We start from the raw sequence: 18,701 nt of genomic DNA on the forward strand, positions 1-18,701 counted from the left end.
CATGTGTTTTCGGGCATAGTTTTTCCTTTCGTTTTAAAACTACAATCGTCTACTTTCTTTGAGTATATCATACACATACGAGTTAAAATCCTGATAAAAAAAGGTTAAAGAAACGATAAAAAAGCGTTAAAGAAACAATGAAGATTTTGATTCTGTAATGTGGCTACAAATAACGATAAAATCTACTTTTACCTCGAGAAGTTGCTAAAAACATGTAAAAAGTGAGAGTAAAAAGGGGTATGTGAGGGTGTTTTTGGGTCAAAAATAATTTTTATGTAAACATAAATATTTACAGCGTGATAGTTTATACCAATCACTAACAAGTTACCTACGTATAGGTATTTTATGTTTTAAATATGGAAATCGATAATCCAAATGCTATATTTCCTATAATAATCAAGGATATCTTATCCAAAGCCTTTTACCTTTTCAAAGATTTATTTGACGCATTTATAGGAACAAAAAAGGACGAGCGAAGTCGGTAAGAAACAAAAAATTTCAAATATTTGAGAGATGTGCTAGATTTATTCCCTTAATGGATAAATCACCCAACAAAGAAGCGATCGCTTTTTTCACCGAATGTATAGGCATGGGTGGTGTCCTCATGCTGATCGTTGGATTTTTTCTCCTCAGGATTCTAGAGACTTTTGGAATAGTGAAGGTGAATTTGTGGAATTAAAAAACTGCAAAATCCTTTTGGGATCATGCAGTTTTCGTGAATTTAAAATACGTTAGGCCAGAATCACTTGATTGTGTACCAAACGTCGATAATAACCATCTTTTTGTACAAGTTCCTCGTGAGAACCTTGCTCAACAAGCTTCCCTTCATCAAAGACAAATATTTTGTCGACATCTTTCACTGTCGCCAAACGATGAGCAATGATGATGGTCGTCTTTCCAACAGAAGCTTCTCGGATACTTTCCCGAATAATAGCTTCATTTTCAGTATCAAGACTTGAAGTAGCCTCATCAAAGATCAATATTTGCGGATTCTTGATGAGTGCTCGAGCAATACCGACCCTTTGCCTCTGACCGCCAGACAATTTGAGACCACGTTCACCGACCAAAGTATCCCAACCATTTTCAAGCTTATTGGAAAATTCCGATACGCGTGAGAGTTTGGAAATATGGTCAAGTTGTTCGTTGGTAACTTTATCAGCTGACCCATTCAGACCAAAGGTGATGTTGTAGCGCATAGAACCGTCGAACAGTGCTACGTCTTGCGGTACCAAACCAATATTGCGACGAAGCTCTCGGTAATCGAGCATCCGTATGTCAACTCCGTCTATCAGTACATGACCAGCCTGAGAATCGTACGCCCTAAGAACAAGTCCTATAAGCGTTGATTTCCCTGCTCCAGATGGACCAACAAACGCATAACGTTTACCGGGATCTAGAACGAGAGAGATGTCCTGAAGAGCTGGTATCTCCTGATGCTCTTTCGTGGAAGTTTCTTCACCTTCATCGTCATTTAATGAATCCTTATCTGTGCGCTTACGATAAGTGAAACTGACGTGACGAAACTCAATTCTCCCTTGCAGATTTTCAATGGGTACCGGCTTATCGGGCATTAGAATATCTGGCTGATAATCCAAAAACCTGAAATATTTACTAACAGGTGCTAGATTTTTCATCAGATTACGTTGGACGTGACTAATGTTAGTCAAAGTCCCTAATGCCGAACCAATCCATATGACAACTGCTACAAATGTTCCTGGTGTAATCGTTCCTTTACGGGCCAAGTAGGCACTAATAGCAATACATAATGTCTGGGAGATTATCAAAAAGAATTGTCCCCCATAGAAACAAACACCGTAGGATAACCACACTGGCTTACCTTGCAATCCTTCAGTATTCTTTTCTTCGTCACACTCTCTTCGCACACGCTCTTCTTGGGCATTAGCAAAGACAAGATCTGCATTTTCTATCACCTCGCCACGTTTCTTTGAAACAGTATTGGATAAAGTGTCCAATTTTCGTAACCGTGGAGAAAAAGAAGTATTGTACTTCACGGTATAGATGGCATAGCAGATAATTACAAAGATTACACAAGCACCGATAATCGGTACTTTCACTAGAAGAAGTCCTAGTGGTATGAAAACCATGAGAATAGTCGGAACAAGTTCGTATATTCCCATATTTACAATACCAGCAACGGCAGCTTCTCCTTTGCTCATAATACTTCGTTTGATGATCGAGTGTCCTGCATGATGTTGGCCCATAGATATGCTGAAAAACTTTTCCAGAGATATCCGTGAGAGATGCCTGTACAATTCATAATCCAAATTATGAATTTCAAAACGTTCTCGAAAGAGAGCGAGACTGTTCCTTGTACATCCGAGTAATCCCCAAAGACAGATAGCTATGATCAGGGTTTGAGTCTCGTCGGTTTTTGACGATGAGACCGACGTTACGATCATTCCAAAGATCATTGGGAATATCGCGATTATCGCTTGAATGACAAGGATAAGGCCGAGAATACTGATGATTTTACGATGATATGGAGCACATAAGCCCCAAATCCGTTTTAGAGTTTGTACTTTTTTCACAAGTCAAAGATCTTTCTTTTGTTGATGTTAATTTTTTCACGTACGCACGTACGCAAAAATTCTGTGTAACATTATATCACACATTTTATAAAAATCAAGTTTTCTATCACCCTAAACCCTCTCATACAACCCACTCACTTCCCTATGCAAAATCTCTGTTATAGAATCTACAGATTGACCATTGGGGATATTGATTTCACCACCAACATTGATGAAAAACTCTCTTCGAAGCCACTTACGTTCACCCAGGCGGAATGAGACAGGAATGATATGGACACCAGTCTTTTGTTGGAGGACAGCGGCACCTTTTTTGAATGGACCAACTTGGTCGCCATAGGTGATCTTCCCTTCCGGATAAATAACGATATTACCACCAATATGGATGATCTCTACAGCTTTCTCAATATTCTTTTCAATACCCAAACCAGGGGTTACAGTGAATACCCCAAATAATGAATAAATAAAATCAACAACACCTATTTTAGCGAGAAAATTCAGAGATCTAGTATTGAACTTGGTAACAGCCATGAATCGCAAAGGTAGATGATGGGTGAATACACCTAGAACTAGACGAAAGAGAAAACTGTCGTAAAAAGAGACGTGGTTTGTAATGATGACAAAAGGCCCCTTCGTGCGTGGGAATATTTCTTGGCCACGTATACGGACTTTGAGCGTGCTGTGGAACAACAAGAAAAGCAACGGCCACGTGACGTATTGAGTAATTTTGGCAAACTCGTTTATGATCCTCTCTTTTGAGACAGCTTTTTTCGTAGTTGGTATTTCGAACGTATCAGCGATATTTTCCGCAACAGTTGACATGATAGATAATTATAGCACTATTCTTATTTTAAATTTGGTCTTGTGGATAATTTAAGCGGGCTCCTCGACCGTGCTCGGAGCAGGCCACTTTTCCACAATCAACATTTTCTTGTTTGAAATAGGCATTTCTGACCAAATCTCCTCTGTGATATATGGCATGAATGGATGCAGTGCCTTCAGGATCGTAGCGAAGATTTCCATGAGCAATTGTTTTCTAGAGAGGATTTCCTCGGCTGTACCCTCAGAAATAACTTTCTTACTTTCTTCTATGATGAGATCAGCATAGTTGTGCCAAGCATAATGATAGAGTTTTTCTCCAGCTAGATAATATCTAAAATTGTCCATATCTGAAGTAACGTCAGTCATGAGAGCTTTCATTTCATTCAATAATTTCAGATCAGCTGGTGCATAGGCTTTGAAATTGCTATCAAATGTAAAAGGTAAAGTCCCTTCAATGATCTTTCCACCAGGACCGATGCCTTCCAAGGTTGAGAAGACGAATCTGGCAACATTCCATAGTTTATTTGCGAACTTTTTGTAAGCCGAGACTTTGTCATCAGATAGAGCTAGAGAAGTTCCAGGAGTATTGCCTATGACCAATCCCATCCTGAAGGCATCTGTACCAAATTTAGAAGTGAGGTCTAGAGGGTTGATAACATTTCCTTTACTCTTACTCATCTTCAGACCTTTTGCATCCAAAACAAGCCCGTGTAAATAAACAGTTTTGAAAGGAATCTTTCCCGTAACATAAAGCCCCATCATTATCATCCTAGAAACCCAGAAGAAAATGATTTCTCCAGCTGTTTCCATGACATCTGTAGGATAGTAATTTTTGAAATCTTCTCCATTTGGAAAACCGAGTGTAGCAAAAGGCCATTGGCATGAAGAAAACCAAGTATCAAAAGTATCGTTATCTTTTTCCAAAGCACCGTCGCATTTTTTACAATTGGTTAGTTTGTCTTCTAGATCAACAAAACCTTCTCCGCAACTCTTACAAATCTTGGCAGGTATAGGTATACCCCAAACGATCTGTCTAGAAATATTCCAATCCATTATATTCTCTAGCCAATGAAGAGTGATCTTTTGATAATGATCTGGTATATAAGTAATGTCACCAGAATTAATCTTTTCTAGAGCTTTCTCTGCCAAAGGTTTCATTTTGACGAACCACTGACTGCGAATCTGAGGTTCAATGAGAGTTCCGCATTTGTAGCAAGTACGAACTACGTGTTTGTAACCAGTATCAATCTTTTCAACCAAACCTTTTGATTTCAATTTTTCAATGATAAGCGGACGAGCCTTCTTGATATGTTGGCCAGCGAATTCTCCTGCAATAGGCAAAAGTTTACCCATTTCATCTATAATCTGCTCTTTATCAAGGTTATGACGCTCGGCAATGCCGAAGTCCACAGGATCATGCCAAGGAGTGATGGTCATGACACCTGTACCGAATTCCATATCTATAGCTGTATCCTTGATGATGGTGGCGGTGATGGGACCGTTTATCCATTCAAGTTCTATTTTCTGTCCTTCTTTGTAATTTGCATAACGCTTGTCATCCGGATGCATAACGACATATTTGTCACCAAATTTTGTTTCTGGTCTAGAAGTACCGATGACGAATGGGCCATATTTCAAGAAATAGAATTCTTCGGTTCTCTCTTCATCTTTTATTTCCAAATCAGAAAAAGCCGTCTGATGTTTTGTACACCAACTGACTATGCGCTTGCCACGATAAAGTAGGTTATCATCAGAGAGTTTTTTGAAAGTTCCGTAAACAGTCTTGACTACATCTGGATCTAGTGTGAATTTTTGACGTGACCAATCGCAGGAAGCGCCCATTTTCCTAACTTGAGATGTGATATTGGAAGAATTGGTCAAAGTAAAATCCAAGATTTCCTGATATAACTTTTTTGGTTCAATATCAAAACGAGTTCTACCTTCTTTCTCCAACTTTTTTTCATAAACTACTTGAGTTTCAAATCCAGCATGATCCAAACCTGGCAACCAAAGAGTTCTAAAACCAGACATACGCTTGTAGCGAGTCATGATGTCTTCAACCGTCATAACTAGTCCGTGGCCAGCATGAAGAGAACCGTTGGCATTGGTTGGGGGCATGATAATAGTAAAAGGCTTGGCATCCTTTGCAGTGATTCCACTTTTTACACATTCATCAGGGTTAAAAAAACCACTTTTTTCCCACTTCGTGTATATTCTCTCCTCGGTCTCTTTTGGGTCGTAAGGCTTTAGGAATTTTCCGTCCATATGAAGATATTAGCATATTGTGTCATTCCCGCGAAGGCGGGAATCCATGAAGACAATTAAAGGAATTTTTTGGTAATATCCTGGATTCCCGCCTTCGCGGGAATGACGCAAGGATTAGTATCTGTGGCCGTATCCTCCATAATAAGTATTCAAATGAGCACTACCTATAGGACCACCGTAGTTATAATAGTTGTATCCACCGTTATAGATTCCAGTACCAAATGGGCCACCATAATAAGCACTGCCAACAGGACCGCCGTAATTGTAATAATTGTATCCACCATTGTAAATTCCAGTACCATAAGGATTGCCGTAGTAAGAACTACCATAATAAGTATTATCATAGCCACCGTAATAATCGTTGTAACCACCATAGTCATATCCACCGTAATATGATCCGTAATAACTAGAGTCATAATAACTTACACTAGAATAATCACTGTAGTAACTATCGGAATAGCTTCCATAATAACCACTGTCGTAACTATCGTAACCTCCATCATATCCACCATAATCACTGTAATAACCTCCGTAATCGTAATATTGAGCCTCTGCTTGGCTAGGAATAGCCATAAACAAGCCAAATATGGCAATAACAATGATTCCGGCTAGGGTGAATTTATTGGAAGATTTCATACAAAAAGTGTACTACTATTTTATAAAATGTCAAGGTTTTTGGATTCTCTAATGGTAAAACCCGACCAAGAAAAAACCCCGCTTTCGCGAGGCTTCTTCTATTCTTATTAAGCCGTTAGGCCTAAAAAGTATTATACGCGCTTTACATCCTGTGCGTTTGGTCCTTTTTGACCGTCAACGACATTGAAAGTAACAGCATCACCTACTTTGAGTTCAGCAAAAGTGACACCGGAAAGATCGTTTGAGTGAAAGAAGAGATCTTTTGTCTCACCTTCACGAGCGATGAATCCGAATCCTTTCTCTGTCAAAGTCTTGATTGTTCCTGATTGCATGGTTTTTGATTTTAAAATATAAATTGAAGAAGTTCGACTCGTTTCTTTGTGTAGACATCATAGCATAGATGGTGATATTAACCTAATATGTTTGAGGTTTCTCATCAACTGGCGAATCGGGGCTTATCTTTGTTATACTATTCATATGATTTACACACATTCTTACCGTGGTATCGTTTGGCTCGATATGGAATCCCCTTCAGATGAAGAAGTTTCCAGTTTAATAAAACGTTATGGACTCCATCCTCTAGTTGGAGAGGAACTCAAGATTTCTAGTTCTATAGCCAAGATTGATTTCTTTGATGATTACATCTTTATCGTTCTTACCCTACCAGTCCGCAAGCGTACAAAAAATGGTGGCTATGAGATTGTAGATCGTGAGATAGATTTTGTCATCGGTAAAAATTTTCTTATTACCTCAAGAGAAGATACTATTGAACAATTGGAGTATTTCGGTAAGATTTTTGATACCAATTCTATTCTCAATAAAGATGAAAAGATTGAACACGCCGGTTATCTTTTCTACTATATGGTCAAACGTATATACGCCGGCATGGTTGAAGATTTGAAAAATATTCAGGATTCACTGGCTTCAGCAGAAAAAGGTATATACCAAGGCGATGAACGCAAAATGGTTGAGGTTTTATCAGCTCTCAGTCATGAACTTATTGATATCAAGCAAACTGCCAGAATGCATCGTGAAGTTTGGGAGAAAATGGTGGACTATGATGAGAAAAATTTCTTCGGAAAAGACTTCAATTCTTACGTACACGATATTCGCAATGAATTTAACATCATTCATGAACTTATCATAAATACCCATGAACTCTTGGCGGATCTACGCGAGACCAACGATTCCCTTTTAAATGCCAAGCAAAATGAGACGATCAAAATGTTGACCACTATCACCGTGATCTTCTATCCAGCCACACTCATTGCTTCCATATTCACTATTCCAGCTTTAGGCATCCCTATTTTGAATAATTCAAATAGTTGGGGTATCCTCATGATCATCTCTATTGTCTGTACCGGCGGTTTTTGGTATCTACTTAAAAAGAAGAACTGGATCTAGTAAAAACCTATGAATTTGATGCATTTCTTCGTTGCTTCGCTCGTTTGCTCCATCGCAGTATTAAACTATACAGCTCAGTCGCAAACATCGCTTGCGCCTCGAACTGCATTCAAATTCATAGGTTTTTGAAAAATAACATGATAAATAACATTCAAATATTTAACACCCTTTCTCGCAAAAAAGAGATTTTCAAGCCTATAAACAAAGGCGTAGTCGGAATGTACCACTGTGGACCAACCGTCTATGATCGTATTCACATTGGTAATTTCCGCGCTTTTATAGTTCCAGACATTTTACGAAGAATGTTTGAATACAACGGTTATGAGGTCAAACAGATCATGAACATTACTGATGTTGGCCATTTGGTCAGTGATGGTGATGAAGGAGAAGATAAAATGACAAAAGGTTTGAAGCGTGAAGGCAAACCTATCACCCTAGAAGCAATGTTGGAATTATCTTCTAAATACGCCGACCAGTTTTTGGAAGATTTGAAATCATTGAATATAGAGCCGGCTCAAAAATATCCTAGAGCTAGCGAACATATCATTGAAGATATTGAGATAGTCAAACAACTTGAGACAAAAGGTTTCGATTATGCTCTGGATGATGGTATGTATTTTGATACTGCCAAATTCCCTTCTTATGGCAAGCTCGGAAACATTTCCATTGAAAGCCTCAAGGAAGGTGCTCGCATAACGACTAATTCAAACAAACGTAATCCCGCAGATTTCGTCTTATGGAGATTTGACCCGAAGATTGGTTGGGATAGTCCTTGGGGTAAAGGTTTTCCTGGTTGGCATATAGAATGTTCGGCAATGTCAGCGAAATATTTGGGACAACCATTTGATATCCATACTGGAGGAATTGATCATATTCCTGTTCACCACAACAATGAAATAGCTCAATCTGAAGCGGCTTACGATAAGCCTCTGGCCAATTACTGGATGCACAATGAGTTTCTCATCATTGGCGGAGACAAAATGTCCAAGTCTTTGGGTAATTATGTAACTTTAGAGACCCTGAAAGAAGAAGCTATCTCACCTCTTGCATATCGTTATTGGTCATTGACTGCACATTATCGTTCACCAGTTAATTTCACCTACGAAGCTGTCCGTGGTTCTCAAAATGCCCTCATAAAACTTATGAAGACGATCGTAAGTTATCCAAAAGATGGTCAGATTATTCCTGAATACAAAGAAAAATTTTTGACTCTTATTAATGATGATTTGAATTTGCCACAAGCTATCGCTCTAGCTTGGAATCTAATCGCTGATTCCAATCAAAAAGATGCTGACAAAAGAGCAACTTTGATTGATTTTGATAGAGTTTTTGGTCTGAAATTGGATTCTATCCCTGAGACAAAAGAAGAAGTCCCTCCAGAAATACAAGCTTTGGCAGAAACGCGTGAAGAGGCTCGTAAAGAGAAAGATTGGGTAAAGGCTGATGCCATCCGAAAAGAGATTGAGAATAGGGGCTTTACAGTCAAAGATACGGCTGAGGGGATTGAAATCGTTAGGATATAGTCGCTGTGTCATTCCCGCGAAGGCGATTTAGCAAAATCGTGTCGAATGGACCGGTGAATCCATGAAGACAAATAAATGGATTTTTTGGTAATATCCTGGATTCCCGCCTTCGCGGGAATGACAACAGAATTTCTTCATTATTTCTTAATAACTTCTTTATCGTTTCTTTAACCTTTCTTAATCAGGATTTTAACTCGTTTTGATATCGTAATGTCGTACACATTATCATTTATCAAAACAAATATGTCCTTAGAACAAAAAGATCTTGAGTTAATAGAAAGTCTAATCTACAAAAATAGTGACGATATAGCAATATCCATAGCTAGAAGCTTTGAACGACTAGAAAAACGTGGCGATGACAGTGAGTCACGCATCTATTCACGTCTTTCTGAAATAGAAGACCGTATAGAATCCAGTCGACAAGATATGTCGGATACTATTGGTGACATAAAAGAGGAGATACGAGATACCATGAGGTTCAAAACTCTTGCTGAAGTTAACAATTGAAAACCGTGAGCCTCTGTGGTATAAATTACGGCGGAGGTAAATATGAGTCAAAAATCTAATGATTGTAACGGAGCAATTTTTGTCATAGTCATTGGTATTGTAGTTACTCTGGTGTATTTATCACTTTCGAGTTTAAAGGTAACTGGCTAAGACAAAATTCAAAATGGCGGTCATTCTTTGACCGCCATTTTTCTAACAAAAAAGTGACGAAAAATCCGTCACTTTTTTGTGGGCGCTGATCATTGATTACTTAATACTTCCTAACAACCCCTTTTACAATAGCGGCAACCTTGAGATCCTGCTCCGGATATATCGGTCTATACTTTTTATTGGCTGGTTCTAGATAGATGACATTTCCCTGTTTACGGAAATATTTCATAGTCCAACCACCATCAACCTCGGCAATGACAATATCACCTGGTTTTGGTTCTCCTTTGCGCTCTGCTATGACCAAATCGCCCTCTTGGATACCAGCATCAATCATAGAGTCGCCTTTTACCTCTAATAAATACGTAGCGGATTTATCTTTTATAAGATAATCCTCTATGTTCATGGTGTCAGTCATCTGTTCATCCATTGTTGTAGGAAAACCAGCTTCTACCAAACCAAGCAAAGGTATCTCACCGATAAGCCTGTTTGGCACAAGCCTGCCTCTAGAATCTTTGTCCAAAACACCTTCATCAACTAGTTTATTTATAAGTTTGTAGACAGAATTTTTGGATTTGAAACCAAGTAAAGACATAATCTCGGTATAACTAGGCATACGCTTTGTTCGTTTATAAAAAGAGATTATTTTGTTTTTATAATTTTCCATAAATTAAATAATAAAGTGATACGGTATAAATTTTTTAAATTAAAACATGAAGGTTGATACGAAACTCAAAGATTTACCAAACCAGTTGGATTGGATCTTGGAGAGCCTAGCAAGCTGAGCCATCAAAAATTTGTGTCTTTGAGATTGTTGTCTGTATGAAAGACCTTTGATGATGCGTAGGTCAATCTCTCTATTGAGTCTTTCTATCTCACTACGAATTGTTTTGATGGCTTGATGCTTACTCATGGCTTTGTATGATTAATGTTCTCTATTGCCATATCATTATAGGTGAACGATAGTTCACCTGCAAGCAAAAACTGTGGATAACTACATAGTACTCCGGAGGTGTAACCTCCGGAGAAAATTAGTTGATGAAAGTCAAAGCTTTACCACGCTTGTCACCTCTGCCTGTACGACCAATACGGTGTACGTAGTCATCATAAGTAGCAGGTAATTCGTAGTTGATAACATGACTTACATCAGCAATATCAAGACCGCGAGCAGCTACGTCAGTAGCGACCAAGATCTGGACACTTCCCTCCTTGAACATCCTTAGAGCCTGTTGGCGCTTGGAGTGATTTTTGTTGCCGTGAATAGACTCAGCTTTGAAACCTTTTTCTATGAGCAATTTTGAAAGTCTTTCTACACCATGTTTGGTGCGACCAAAGACTAGGACTCTACTAAATTCTTTTTGAGCCAAAAGGTTGCGTAAAACATCCAATTTATCTTTTCCAGCAGTACGAACAACGTCTTGTTCAACATTTCTAGCAGTATCTCCTGTCTTTACAGAGATTCGGACTGGTTCTTTGAGGAATTCACCGATCAGTTTTTCAATAGAAGGAGAAAGTGTTGCAGAGAAAAATAGTGTTTGGCGGACTTTGGCCATCTGGGACATGACAAGTCTCATGTCACCGATGAATCCCATATCCAACATGCGGTCAGCTTCGTCCAAAACGATAGTACTGAAAATAGCTGGATTGATACGTTTTCTATCAATAAGATCTTTGAGACGACCAGGTGTTCCAATGATAAAATTGTAAGGATAGCGAAGATCAGAAATCTGTTTATTGATAGACATTCCACCAACACAACAGACAGAGAAAATCTTCATACCTTTACTAAAACTTTTGAATTCTTGATCAATCTGCAAAGCGAGCTCTCTTGTAGGGACGATAATAAGAATGTGTTCAGAAGGTTTCTGAATAACTTTGTTTATAAGAGGGATAAGAAAAGCGGCAGTCTTACCTGTACCAGTATTTGCAATACCTACGAGGTCTGCACCTTTCAAAATATGAGGAATGGAGCGATCTTGAATAGGAGCTGGAGCGGTATAACCTTTTGTAACAATAGCCTGTTTGATGCGTTCATCAATGAGAAAATCACCGAAAGCATGTTCGGGTTTGTAGATTTGTGCCTCTTCCGTTACGACAACTTTGTTAACGAAGCGTGCTGGATTGAGATATTCTCCTGTAGAACCTTTGTTACCACGGCCTCTCCCTGAGAATTTTGGGCGACCTCCGGCAGTGCCAGGAGATCGTCTATGCTGGCCAGAAAAGGGTTTTCCTCCTCTTGGCGCGTTTCTAAAATTTGTATACACAGTTGCCCTAGTATAATCCATATTCTTTTCCTTGTCAAGGGTTTGCATCCGTACAACGTTCGAGACTTCGTTATAACTACACGAGAGATGAAATTATGGGGTTTTTGGCATCTTGTTTTCATCCATATAGAACACTTCCCAAACATGACCATCTAGATCTTGAAAACTTTTGGTGTACATCCAATCCAAATCTTCTGGTTCATGATTAATCTTACCACCAGATTCTATTGCCCTATTAAATACATCATCAACTTCTTCTTTACTTTCTACCGATAAAGCCAATAACGCCTCTGTCACCTCTTTTGCATTAGCAATCTTTTTCTTGGTAAAAGTCTTAAAGAATTTTTCAGTAACAAGCATTGCAAAAATATGTTCACTTATGACCAAACATCCCGCTTTTTCATCAGTAAATCTTGGATCAAAACTATACCCAAGATTACTAAAAAATTCCATGGATTTACCCAAATCTTTGACTGGTAGATTGACAAATATTTTTGTTATCATGGTGTCAAAAAGTTAATCTCTAATAAATAGACCTTTTATTTATATACGAACGAACCACCTATTTGGTTGCAAAATCACCATTTATAGAAGTTACAAAAGGTGAATGTTTATCCATTGTGTTATTATGGCATTTTGACGAGGTGTCGCCTTCGCTTTAATAAGCTACGGCGACCGAAGCGGACTTTGATAAATATCTCTTCCTTTTATCTTCCTCAAACTTTTCTATAGCATATCTGAGCATCGTTCTAGGCATGATCTTGTAATTCCTATCCAAAAACTCACATAAGGTTGACTCCGACTTCTTACCGACTTCGCGTAACATCCAACCAACCGCTTTGTGGATGAGATCATGTTTATCGTCCAAAAGTATTTCTGCTAAACGTAAAGAATCTTTGAAGTCACTTTTTCTTATAAATGAAAAAGTAGAAATTATAGCGATTCTCCTATCCCAAAGATTTTTTGATACAACTAATTTATATAAAATAGATCTGTCGTTATCAATCAGCCAATTTCCTAAAATATAAGGCGCGGAAGTGTCCACCAAATCCCAGTTGTTTATATTTTTACGATTATTTAAATAAAATTTAGCAATTTGATCTTTTTCTTTTTGATCAGCTTTTTTGTATTTCAAGACTAAGATAGCCAGTGCCGTAAAACGATATTCGTGAATATTACTGGAAAGAAGTTTGGAAATTTCAACCAAAGAAAGTTCTTGATATTTCCCTGCCACACTTCTTTGCTGTGGCACCATAATACCTAAAAATTTATCCCCTTCTGCATATTCACCTTTACCAGTCTTGAAATATCTTTGTAGGAGTTTGGCTTTGGTAGGATCGGCTAGAGTTTTTAATTCTTTTGTAATATCGGTGGATTTCATCTCTGGATTATAGCATTTCATCAATCCGCCAACTGGTGGACCGACCTTGACACCTATTACCAAAGGAGTAGATTTTAAATGGAATAAAACTGTCCCGTCACAGTGCGGGGCATAACAAAGAAAGTGAGTTAGTTCTATGACAACAGCAAATAATACAGTCTCAAAAGAGGCTCCTCCGGTAGAAAACCAAATACACGACCTGTTCTCGCGCGAGATTCGCCCTATACAAAATTGGAATGAATGGTTGGAACGTTGGCAATCCGCTAAGACGTATGAGGAAATGCTTGGCCTTTTACACAGAGGTTACAAAGTCATATCTTTTGACCCTCAAAAACATGGCGATAAAAAATACTGTCCAAACGATCGTGATCTCTTTTATCTAACCATTGCAGATGGTTGGACAAGTAGTTCTTTATTAGAAAAACCCACTGAACATCCTAGCTGGGCATTTAGAATGAAAAGAGAAAACAACAATGAAGCTGAAGATCTGAGTATTAGCGAAATACGTCAATTGCTTGCTACCAAAGCTTTTGAAATGCTCTGTGCTAATTTCTTTAACATCGGACCATACATATACAACGGTGAGGAAAATTGGCGTTGGATAACATTGGTTTCAGAAAAGAAACTTTTTACGATTGTCCAGAACTTTTTTCGTGTTGAAACACGATTCAGTGAACTTCAAGTTCGTAATATAGATATAGGCGATAAAGATCTTAGGCACGAGAATGCCAAGAAATTCTTACTCCGTCTAGCTAATTTCATGTGGGCATGGGAAGAAGACCCAATTAGAGAATGGGATTCTTGTGGAGTAGAGAAAGAAAGAAAAAATCTCATGATACGTTCCACGATATCTTCGGCGATGTTTTGGATGATTGAAGTTCTTTGTTGTATAAAGGAACTTCGGCTATTAGACAAGCATATCCTGAAATTAGACGACAATTGTTTAATGAAAATGAAGGAAATAGCCTTCAGAAGTAAGTTCTGCGCACATTCTGAATATGTCATGAAGGAACGCAATGTTATGAGTATTGAAGAAGCTTGTCTTCTAGGCTCAGCACCAGCGTGGCTTTTTAAAAAACATCAGATCATGAAAGCTGAAGATAAGAGGCTTAAAAAAATCAGGAAAGCTGAACAAGTCAAAGAGTTAGCGGAACAACAATTGAAAAAATTGCAAAAACGATAGTAGTCACCAACTAAACACAAGCGGAACCCAAAAGGTTCCGCTTTTTTCATCAAGGTCCGACCTTGATGATACTATCTAAACACCATTTCCCCATCAAGTTTCAGATTGAAAACCAATTCTCCTTTTGAGGTGAAATGATAACTTTGTACCTCACTCATCATCTTGGAAAAATCATTTTCTTGTGAACCTTCGCAATACATGAGTGTAGACATCATCCTTTCAAAAGAAATCTTACTGCCATTTACTATATATTCACCACCGACACCATTACAATCGGTCTTAGCTGAGAAATTGTTACCTTTGAATGTCAGAACAAATCTCGTTGGATCTTTTGGAACTACAATCTTGCCATCTTTATAGACCGTACTTATCCAACTCCAATCCTTCATATCCAAAGTTATTTTGGCAGGATCAGCTTCACCTTCAAAATTTTGAACAACTTCACCCAACTGCATGGTCTTTGGATCTAATAATATAGATATGCTTTTTCCTATTGAAGGTTGTACAGCGAAACTTTCCCCTTCTTTTCTATCAGCATAATTAACAACAATAATATTACCCTTACCCATTTCGGTTGTTTGTGGAGCAATACGATCTCCTAGAAGGAATCCCTCTGAACCAACATACCCCCTAGGGGTATTCAAAGCTACAACTAAATAATAGAAAGTACCCGTACCACCAGAATTTTGAGTCAAGAGAAAAGCGATGTCTTCGCGACCATCACCATTAAAATCGTGTCGGACTTCATTACCAAAGTACCTCGTAACCATTTTTGAAGCCGATACTGGAGTTATCTCTATTTCAGACACCCCATTTACAAGTGTGATACTTTTACCATCAATGATGTAAGTTGCATCCTTTGGGTCAGCGTTACCGTTTTGTAAACCTTCTGGAGCGGTAGAAAGACGAACAGTAAAGACCGCAACGACGATAACTACTATAGCGATAATTGAAATTAAAGAAGGTTTTTTCATAGGGTTAGTATACTACATCAATCCACATAAGCCTCTACGATACCTATATGATTTGATAAATGTAATTTGTCGGCCAAATGCGGAAACATGGTCCTATTCGAAAGACCAATACACAAATCATCTAATTTATTCAAACCCGGATATGGTAATAGAGTATAAACTAGATCACTACCTTGAATATGTACTCCGTTCACAAAAAGCGGTAACTCATATAGTACATAATCTGTTAGTCTATCTAATTCCTCTTGGGACATTTTTGAAATACTCTCTACTCGATCACTTCTTCCAGACACTACGATATCTGTCATAAAATCATGAAATTCTTTATTATTTACAAATTCGTCTTTTATCGCCTGTAAATTATATTTGTAAATCTCATTCTGAGTTACATCACCCCATCTCACTACTCGAACTTTATTCCGATCTTCTGATGATAAAGTGGCAATAATTTCTTGGATCTCTTCATTCTTCTTGTCACCAATCTTTGTAGCTTTCCTCAAAGCACGCTTAGGACTTCGCTTATCCAATACCTCCAAATTAACTGTATGCAACGCATCAGGTATTACGATTAAAACACCATCTTTGGTATTAGCAATAGCCCATTTAATATACTTTTCAATGTTATCTTTAAAAAAATATTTATTTCCAAGACTTATACCTAACCATATATTATGACGTTTATCTCTTATTTCTTCTGGAGTTATATTCAAATAAGTATTAATCCTCATAAACTTAGTATACTACGAAAGATGTTTTTATTGAAAAAAATGATAATTTGCGAGACTTGCCAAGTGTTGACTTACGTATCATAATATAGTAATCTAAATACCAGATAGAAACATAAACAATAAACCTTAAAGAGAAAGGATCCTCCTTGAAAAAACAGAAAATAACTAGTCGTTATGAGTTCAAAAACGGCCGTGGAACAAAAATTGGAACAATAGTGGTGCTAAACATAATTGCACTAATAGGCATCATCTATTACCTAATAATTCAATCATCAAACCATGAGCCTGAGATTGAATCTTATATTCGCTCACAAATTACACAGAAAGACGTAGCTCCGGGTTTCGAACCAGCCTTCATCTACTTCAAACGCCCTAACATGACAAATGAGATGTTCTGTTGTGTTGGAACAATATTCAGTGATAAAAATAGTGTTATACAAATAGCCACAGCTGAACATGTCTTTCGGACTGATATACACTCATCGCAAATATTAAGTGTACGTACCCTACGTCAAAAAATGAATCCGCCCGTAGCCTACATCAATCGTATTATTGCAACAGGTAAAGAACTCGGTGGACCAGATCATGATGAACGTGATATTGTTGTTGCCTCGTTAGGATCGGAACCTGTTGTTCTTAAACCATATTCCGGATTCTTATATAACGAAATTGGTCAAAACTTCTGGGGTAATGTCGTTATAGGTAAAACTAAAATTACACGTTTACGTTCATTATTATCAGGTGAATACGTAAATACACTTGGCTATGTACAAAGCAGGCAAGGAACAAACATTTCTAACTTTGTTCTTATTGAAAAACATGTTAGGCAAGGTGAGAGCGGTACTGGTTACGTTGATGATTTTGGTGGTTTATGGGTTGTACATTCTGGTACAGAAGATAAAAACGAGGAAGCTGAAATCTGTAAAGAAGGTAAACGTATAACAGGTAGACGTATTACCGGTGTCGCTACAGTTTCTGGACCACTCTTCGGACATTACAAATAGAGTGTTGCAGAGTAACAATCTCAAGACCTCACACGAAAAGGCATCACGCTTTTAATGTGAGGTCTTTTCTTATTTCTTAAAATATTCTGAAACTGTCGTTACCAAATCTTCTGGTTTTTCAACAATCTTAAAAGGTTCTCCACGAATAAGAGTTTCCCTATCATGAAAACCCCAAGTAACTCCAATAGAACCCATCTTTACATGCTTTGCTTCGCGCATATCACCAAGAGTATCCGTGATGAAAACACATTTATTTGAATCAATATTATATTTAGAAAAAACCATCTTCATTTTCTCAACCTTACTCGTGTGCACATCATTTCCCATCACTTCTACAAAAAACGGTGCTAGATTATATTTTTCCAAAAGTCCTTGTATCGGAGCTGTAAGTGTAGAAGAAATCACTATGAGTGTATATGATTTTGCTAACTCTTTTATAACTTTTTCTATACCAGGAATAGTCAGAACTCGTTCTTTTATTCTTGGAATATACTCTGCAAAAAAATCAATATCGTGACGACATTTTTCATCATGTTTTGTATCTGCTTTTTGCCAATCATTAATATTTCCTTCAAAACCTTTTTTATAATCAGCTTCTGTTGCATTAGGACAGATCATCTTTTTCACCTCAAAGGCTGTAGCAAAAGAATCTACTATAACTCCATCAAAATCAAAGAGAATAAAGTTGGTATGCATTGATAATTTCATATATGATCTAATTCCAAATAATATTCAATTTCGGCCACTTTTCTTTCCAGCGCTTACTCACCACTCTATCGTTGTATGCCCCAGCATCAGAACATCTAGGATTCATCCGTACAACCAAATTCACCAAATCATCAATCCCGAACGAAGCATGGAGTCGTAGTTCCCCATTATTATCCATAGACACCGCTATACATGTTGGTATTTCTACCCAATCAGCTAAAGCGTCCTGCGTATCTTTATATGACCCTCTATTGTGCCATTTATGGGTATAAGCTTGATTGACAATCTCCCAATCTACACCAGTTTTTTCCTTGGCTTCCAGAGATAGTTGACTATCTTTATTTTCATCAATATTGTTTTTGTCAAAATATATGAGATCAATATCCCTTGTCGGCACCTTCTCATTTTTATATCCATGCAGATAATCCCAAACTTTATTTCTCACAAACCCTGCACCAATCATCCAATCTGGCAAATTCAATTTTTGAGCAACGTGCAAAATATCCATCATCCATTTATCATCTTCAATAATTTTTAGAATGTCTTGTTCGGTCATTAGATTATGTTGTTGTAGACTTGCATGGTTATGAATAGTTTATGTTATCATTT

The 18,701-nt window shown here is 37.8% G+C and carries 20 protein-coding genes; 6 read left to right on the forward strand and 14 right to left on the reverse strand.

Annotated elements, in window-relative coordinates; all coding sequences use genetic code 11:
• Positions 1-535: 535 nt before the first annotated feature.
• On the forward strand, positions 536-679 hold the full coding sequence (locus WCS89_01160) for a hypothetical protein (GenBank protein ID MFA6554096.1): 144 nt from the start codon (positions 536-538) through the stop codon (positions 677-679).
• A 52-nt stretch (positions 680-731) separates the two neighbouring features.
• Here WCS89_01160 and WCS89_01165 read toward each other — a convergent pair whose 3' ends face one another.
• From WCS89_01165 to WCS89_01185, 5 genes are all read right to left on the reverse strand, one after another.
• A complete protein-coding gene (locus WCS89_01165; protein MFA6554097.1) occupies positions 732-2,549 on the reverse strand; it encodes an ABC transporter ATP-binding protein in 1,818 nt (605 codons plus the stop codon).
• A gap of 111 nt (positions 2,550-2,660) precedes the next feature.
• Positions 2,661-3,368, reverse strand: coding sequence for a lysophospholipid acyltransferase family protein (locus WCS89_01170; protein MFA6554098.1), 708 nt, complete (start codon positions 3,366-3,368; stop codon positions 2,661-2,663).
• 51 nt (positions 3,369-3,419) lie between these two features.
• The gene (locus WCS89_01175) at positions 3,420-5,633 is read right to left on the reverse strand and encodes a valine--tRNA ligase (protein MFA6554099.1); all 2,214 of its coding nucleotides are present in this window, start codon (positions 5,631-5,633) and stop codon (positions 3,420-3,422) included.
• A gap of 114 nt (positions 5,634-5,747) precedes the next feature.
• The gene (locus tag WCS89_01180) at positions 5,748-6,269 is read right to left on the reverse strand and encodes a hypothetical protein (GenBank protein MFA6554100.1); all 522 of its coding nucleotides are present in this window, start codon (positions 6,267-6,269) and stop codon (positions 5,748-5,750) included.
• Positions 6,270-6,400: 131 nt separating this feature from the next.
• The gene (locus tag WCS89_01185) at positions 6,401-6,601 is read right to left on the reverse strand and encodes a cold shock domain-containing protein (protein MFA6554101.1); all 201 of its coding nucleotides are present in this window, start codon (positions 6,599-6,601) and stop codon (positions 6,401-6,403) included.
• A gap of 145 nt (positions 6,602-6,746) precedes the next feature.
• Here WCS89_01185 and WCS89_01190 point away from each other — a divergent pair, with 145 nt between their 5' ends.
• The 3 genes from WCS89_01190 (at position 6,747) to WCS89_01200 (ending at position 9,703) form a co-directional block, all read left to right on the forward strand.
• Entirely contained in the window at positions 6,747-7,673 is a 927-nt protein-coding gene (locus WCS89_01190) for a CorA family divalent cation transporter (protein ID MFA6554102.1), read from the forward strand.
• 137 nt (positions 7,674-7,810) lie between these two features.
• Positions 7,811-9,196 (forward strand): cysteine--tRNA ligase, encoded by a 1,386-nt coding sequence (gene cysS, locus WCS89_01195; GenBank protein MFA6554103.1) that lies wholly within the window; start codon positions 7,811-7,813, stop codon positions 9,194-9,196.
• Between the two features lie 243 nt (positions 9,197-9,439).
• Complete coding sequence (locus WCS89_01200; protein ID MFA6554104.1) at positions 9,440-9,703, forward strand: hypothetical protein; 264 nt, start codon at positions 9,440-9,442, stop codon at positions 9,701-9,703.
• A gap of 250 nt (positions 9,704-9,953) precedes the next feature.
• Here the strand turns inward: WCS89_01200 and lexA are convergent, their stop codons facing one another.
• From lexA to WCS89_01225, 5 genes are all read right to left on the reverse strand, one after another.
• Entirely contained in the window at positions 9,954-10,517 is a 564-nt protein-coding gene (gene lexA / locus WCS89_01205; GenBank protein ID MFA6554105.1) for a transcriptional repressor LexA, read from the reverse strand.
• A 39-nt stretch (positions 10,518-10,556) separates the two neighbouring features.
• Positions 10,557-10,763, reverse strand: a complete 207-nt coding sequence (locus WCS89_01210) for a hypothetical protein (GenBank protein ID MFA6554106.1) — start codon at positions 10,761-10,763, stop codon at positions 10,557-10,559.
• 118 nt (positions 10,764-10,881) lie between these two features.
• Complete coding sequence (locus tag WCS89_01215) at positions 10,882-12,162, reverse strand: DEAD/DEAH box helicase (protein MFA6554107.1); 1,281 nt, start codon at positions 12,160-12,162, stop codon at positions 10,882-10,884.
• A gap of 45 nt (positions 12,163-12,207) precedes the next feature.
• Positions 12,208-12,618 (reverse strand): VOC family protein, encoded by a 411-nt coding sequence (locus WCS89_01220; GenBank protein MFA6554108.1) that lies wholly within the window; start codon positions 12,616-12,618, stop codon positions 12,208-12,210.
• A 154-nt stretch (positions 12,619-12,772) separates the two neighbouring features.
• Complete coding sequence (locus WCS89_01225; protein ID MFA6554109.1) at positions 12,773-13,495, reverse strand: DNA alkylation repair protein; 723 nt, start codon at positions 13,493-13,495, stop codon at positions 12,773-12,775.
• Positions 13,496-13,631: 136 nt separating this feature from the next.
• On the opposite strand from WCS89_01225, the gene WCS89_01230 reads away from it, so the two are divergent.
• Positions 13,632-14,678: a hypothetical protein gene (locus tag WCS89_01230; GenBank protein ID MFA6554110.1), complete on the forward strand. Its 1,047-nt coding sequence runs from the start codon at positions 13,632-13,634 to the stop codon at positions 14,676-14,678.
• Between the two features lie 71 nt (positions 14,679-14,749).
• Here WCS89_01230 and WCS89_01235 read toward each other — a convergent pair whose 3' ends face one another.
• Positions 14,750-15,652 (reverse strand): META domain-containing protein, encoded by a 903-nt coding sequence (locus WCS89_01235; protein MFA6554111.1) that lies wholly within the window; start codon positions 15,650-15,652, stop codon positions 14,750-14,752.
• Between the two features lie 17 nt (positions 15,653-15,669).
• On the reverse strand, positions 15,670-16,380 hold the full coding sequence (locus tag WCS89_01240) for a tRNA-dependent cyclodipeptide synthase (protein ID MFA6554112.1): 711 nt from the start codon (positions 16,378-16,380) through the stop codon (positions 15,670-15,672).
• Between the two features lie 146 nt (positions 16,381-16,526).
• Here WCS89_01240 and WCS89_01245 point away from each other — a divergent pair, with 146 nt between their 5' ends.
• Positions 16,527-17,384: a hypothetical protein gene (locus tag WCS89_01245; GenBank protein ID MFA6554113.1), complete on the forward strand. Its 858-nt coding sequence runs from the start codon at positions 16,527-16,529 to the stop codon at positions 17,382-17,384.
• 69 nt (positions 17,385-17,453) lie between these two features.
• Here WCS89_01245 and WCS89_01250 read toward each other — a convergent pair whose 3' ends face one another.
• The gene (locus WCS89_01250) at positions 17,454-18,092 is read right to left on the reverse strand and encodes an HAD hydrolase-like protein (protein MFA6554114.1); all 639 of its coding nucleotides are present in this window, start codon (positions 18,090-18,092) and stop codon (positions 17,454-17,456) included.
• 7 nt (positions 18,093-18,099) lie between these two features.
• On the reverse strand, positions 18,100-18,648 hold the full coding sequence (locus WCS89_01255) for a nucleotidyltransferase family protein (protein MFA6554115.1): 549 nt from the start codon (positions 18,646-18,648) through the stop codon (positions 18,100-18,102).
• Between the last annotated feature and the right edge of the window lie 53 nt (positions 18,649-18,701).

Source organism: Candidatus Paceibacterota bacterium, assembly GCA_041666915.1.
In the GTDB taxonomy this organism is placed as follows: domain Bacteria; phylum Patescibacteriota; class Minisyncoccia; order Phycocordibacterales; family PALSA-1337; genus C7867-002.

Coding starts and splice junctions, on each gene's coding strand:
- WCS89_01225 (MFA6554109.1), bottom strand. CDS start 13,495: ATGAAATCCACCGATATTACAAAAGAATTAAAAACTCTAGCCGATCCT.
- WCS89_01210 (MFA6554106.1), bottom strand. CDS start 10,763: ATGAGTAAGCATCAAGCCATCAAAACAATTCGTAGTGAGATAGAAAGA.
- WCS89_01255 (MFA6554115.1), bottom strand. CDS start 18,648: ATGACCGAACAAGACATTCTAAAAATTATTGAAGATGATAAATGGATG.
- WCS89_01175 (MFA6554099.1), bottom strand. CDS start 5,633: ATGGACGGAAAATTCCTAAAGCCTTACGACCCAAAAGAGACCGAGGAG.
- WCS89_01180 (MFA6554100.1), bottom strand. CDS start 6,269: ATGAAATCTTCCAATAAATTCACCCTAGCCGGAATCATTGTTATTGCC.
- WCS89_01235 (MFA6554111.1), bottom strand. CDS start 15,652: ATGAAAAAACCTTCTTTAATTTCAATTATCGCTATAGTAGTTATCGTC.
- WCS89_01240 (MFA6554112.1), bottom strand. CDS start 16,380: ATGAGGATTAATACTTATTTGAATATAACTCCAGAAGAAATAAGAGAT.
- lexA (MFA6554105.1), bottom strand. CDS start 10,517: ATGGAAAATTATAAAAACAAAATAATCTCTTTTTATAAACGAACAAAG.
- WCS89_01185 (MFA6554101.1), bottom strand. CDS start 6,601: ATGCAATCAGGAACAATCAAGACTTTGACAGAGAAAGGATTCGGATTC.
- WCS89_01170 (MFA6554098.1), bottom strand. CDS start 3,368: ATGTCAACTGTTGCGGAAAATATCGCTGATACGTTCGAAATACCAACT.
- cysS (MFA6554103.1), top strand. CDS start 7,811: ATGATAAATAACATTCAAATATTTAACACCCTTTCTCGCAAAAAAGAG.
- WCS89_01200 (MFA6554104.1), top strand. CDS start 9,440: ATGTCCTTAGAACAAAAAGATCTTGAGTTAATAGAAAGTCTAATCTAC.
- WCS89_01190 (MFA6554102.1), top strand. CDS start 6,747: ATGATTTACACACATTCTTACCGTGGTATCGTTTGGCTCGATATGGAA.
- WCS89_01215 (MFA6554107.1), bottom strand. CDS start 12,162: ATGCAAACCCTTGACAAGGAAAAGAATATGGATTATACTAGGGCAACT.
- WCS89_01220 (MFA6554108.1), bottom strand. CDS start 12,618: ATGATAACAAAAATATTTGTCAATCTACCAGTCAAAGATTTGGGTAAA.
- WCS89_01250 (MFA6554114.1), bottom strand. CDS start 18,092: ATGAAATTATCAATGCATACCAACTTTATTCTCTTTGATTTTGATGGA.
- WCS89_01230 (MFA6554110.1), top strand. CDS start 13,632: ATGACAACAGCAAATAATACAGTCTCAAAAGAGGCTCCTCCGGTAGAA.
- WCS89_01160 (MFA6554096.1), top strand. CDS start 536: ATGGATAAATCACCCAACAAAGAAGCGATCGCTTTTTTCACCGAATGT.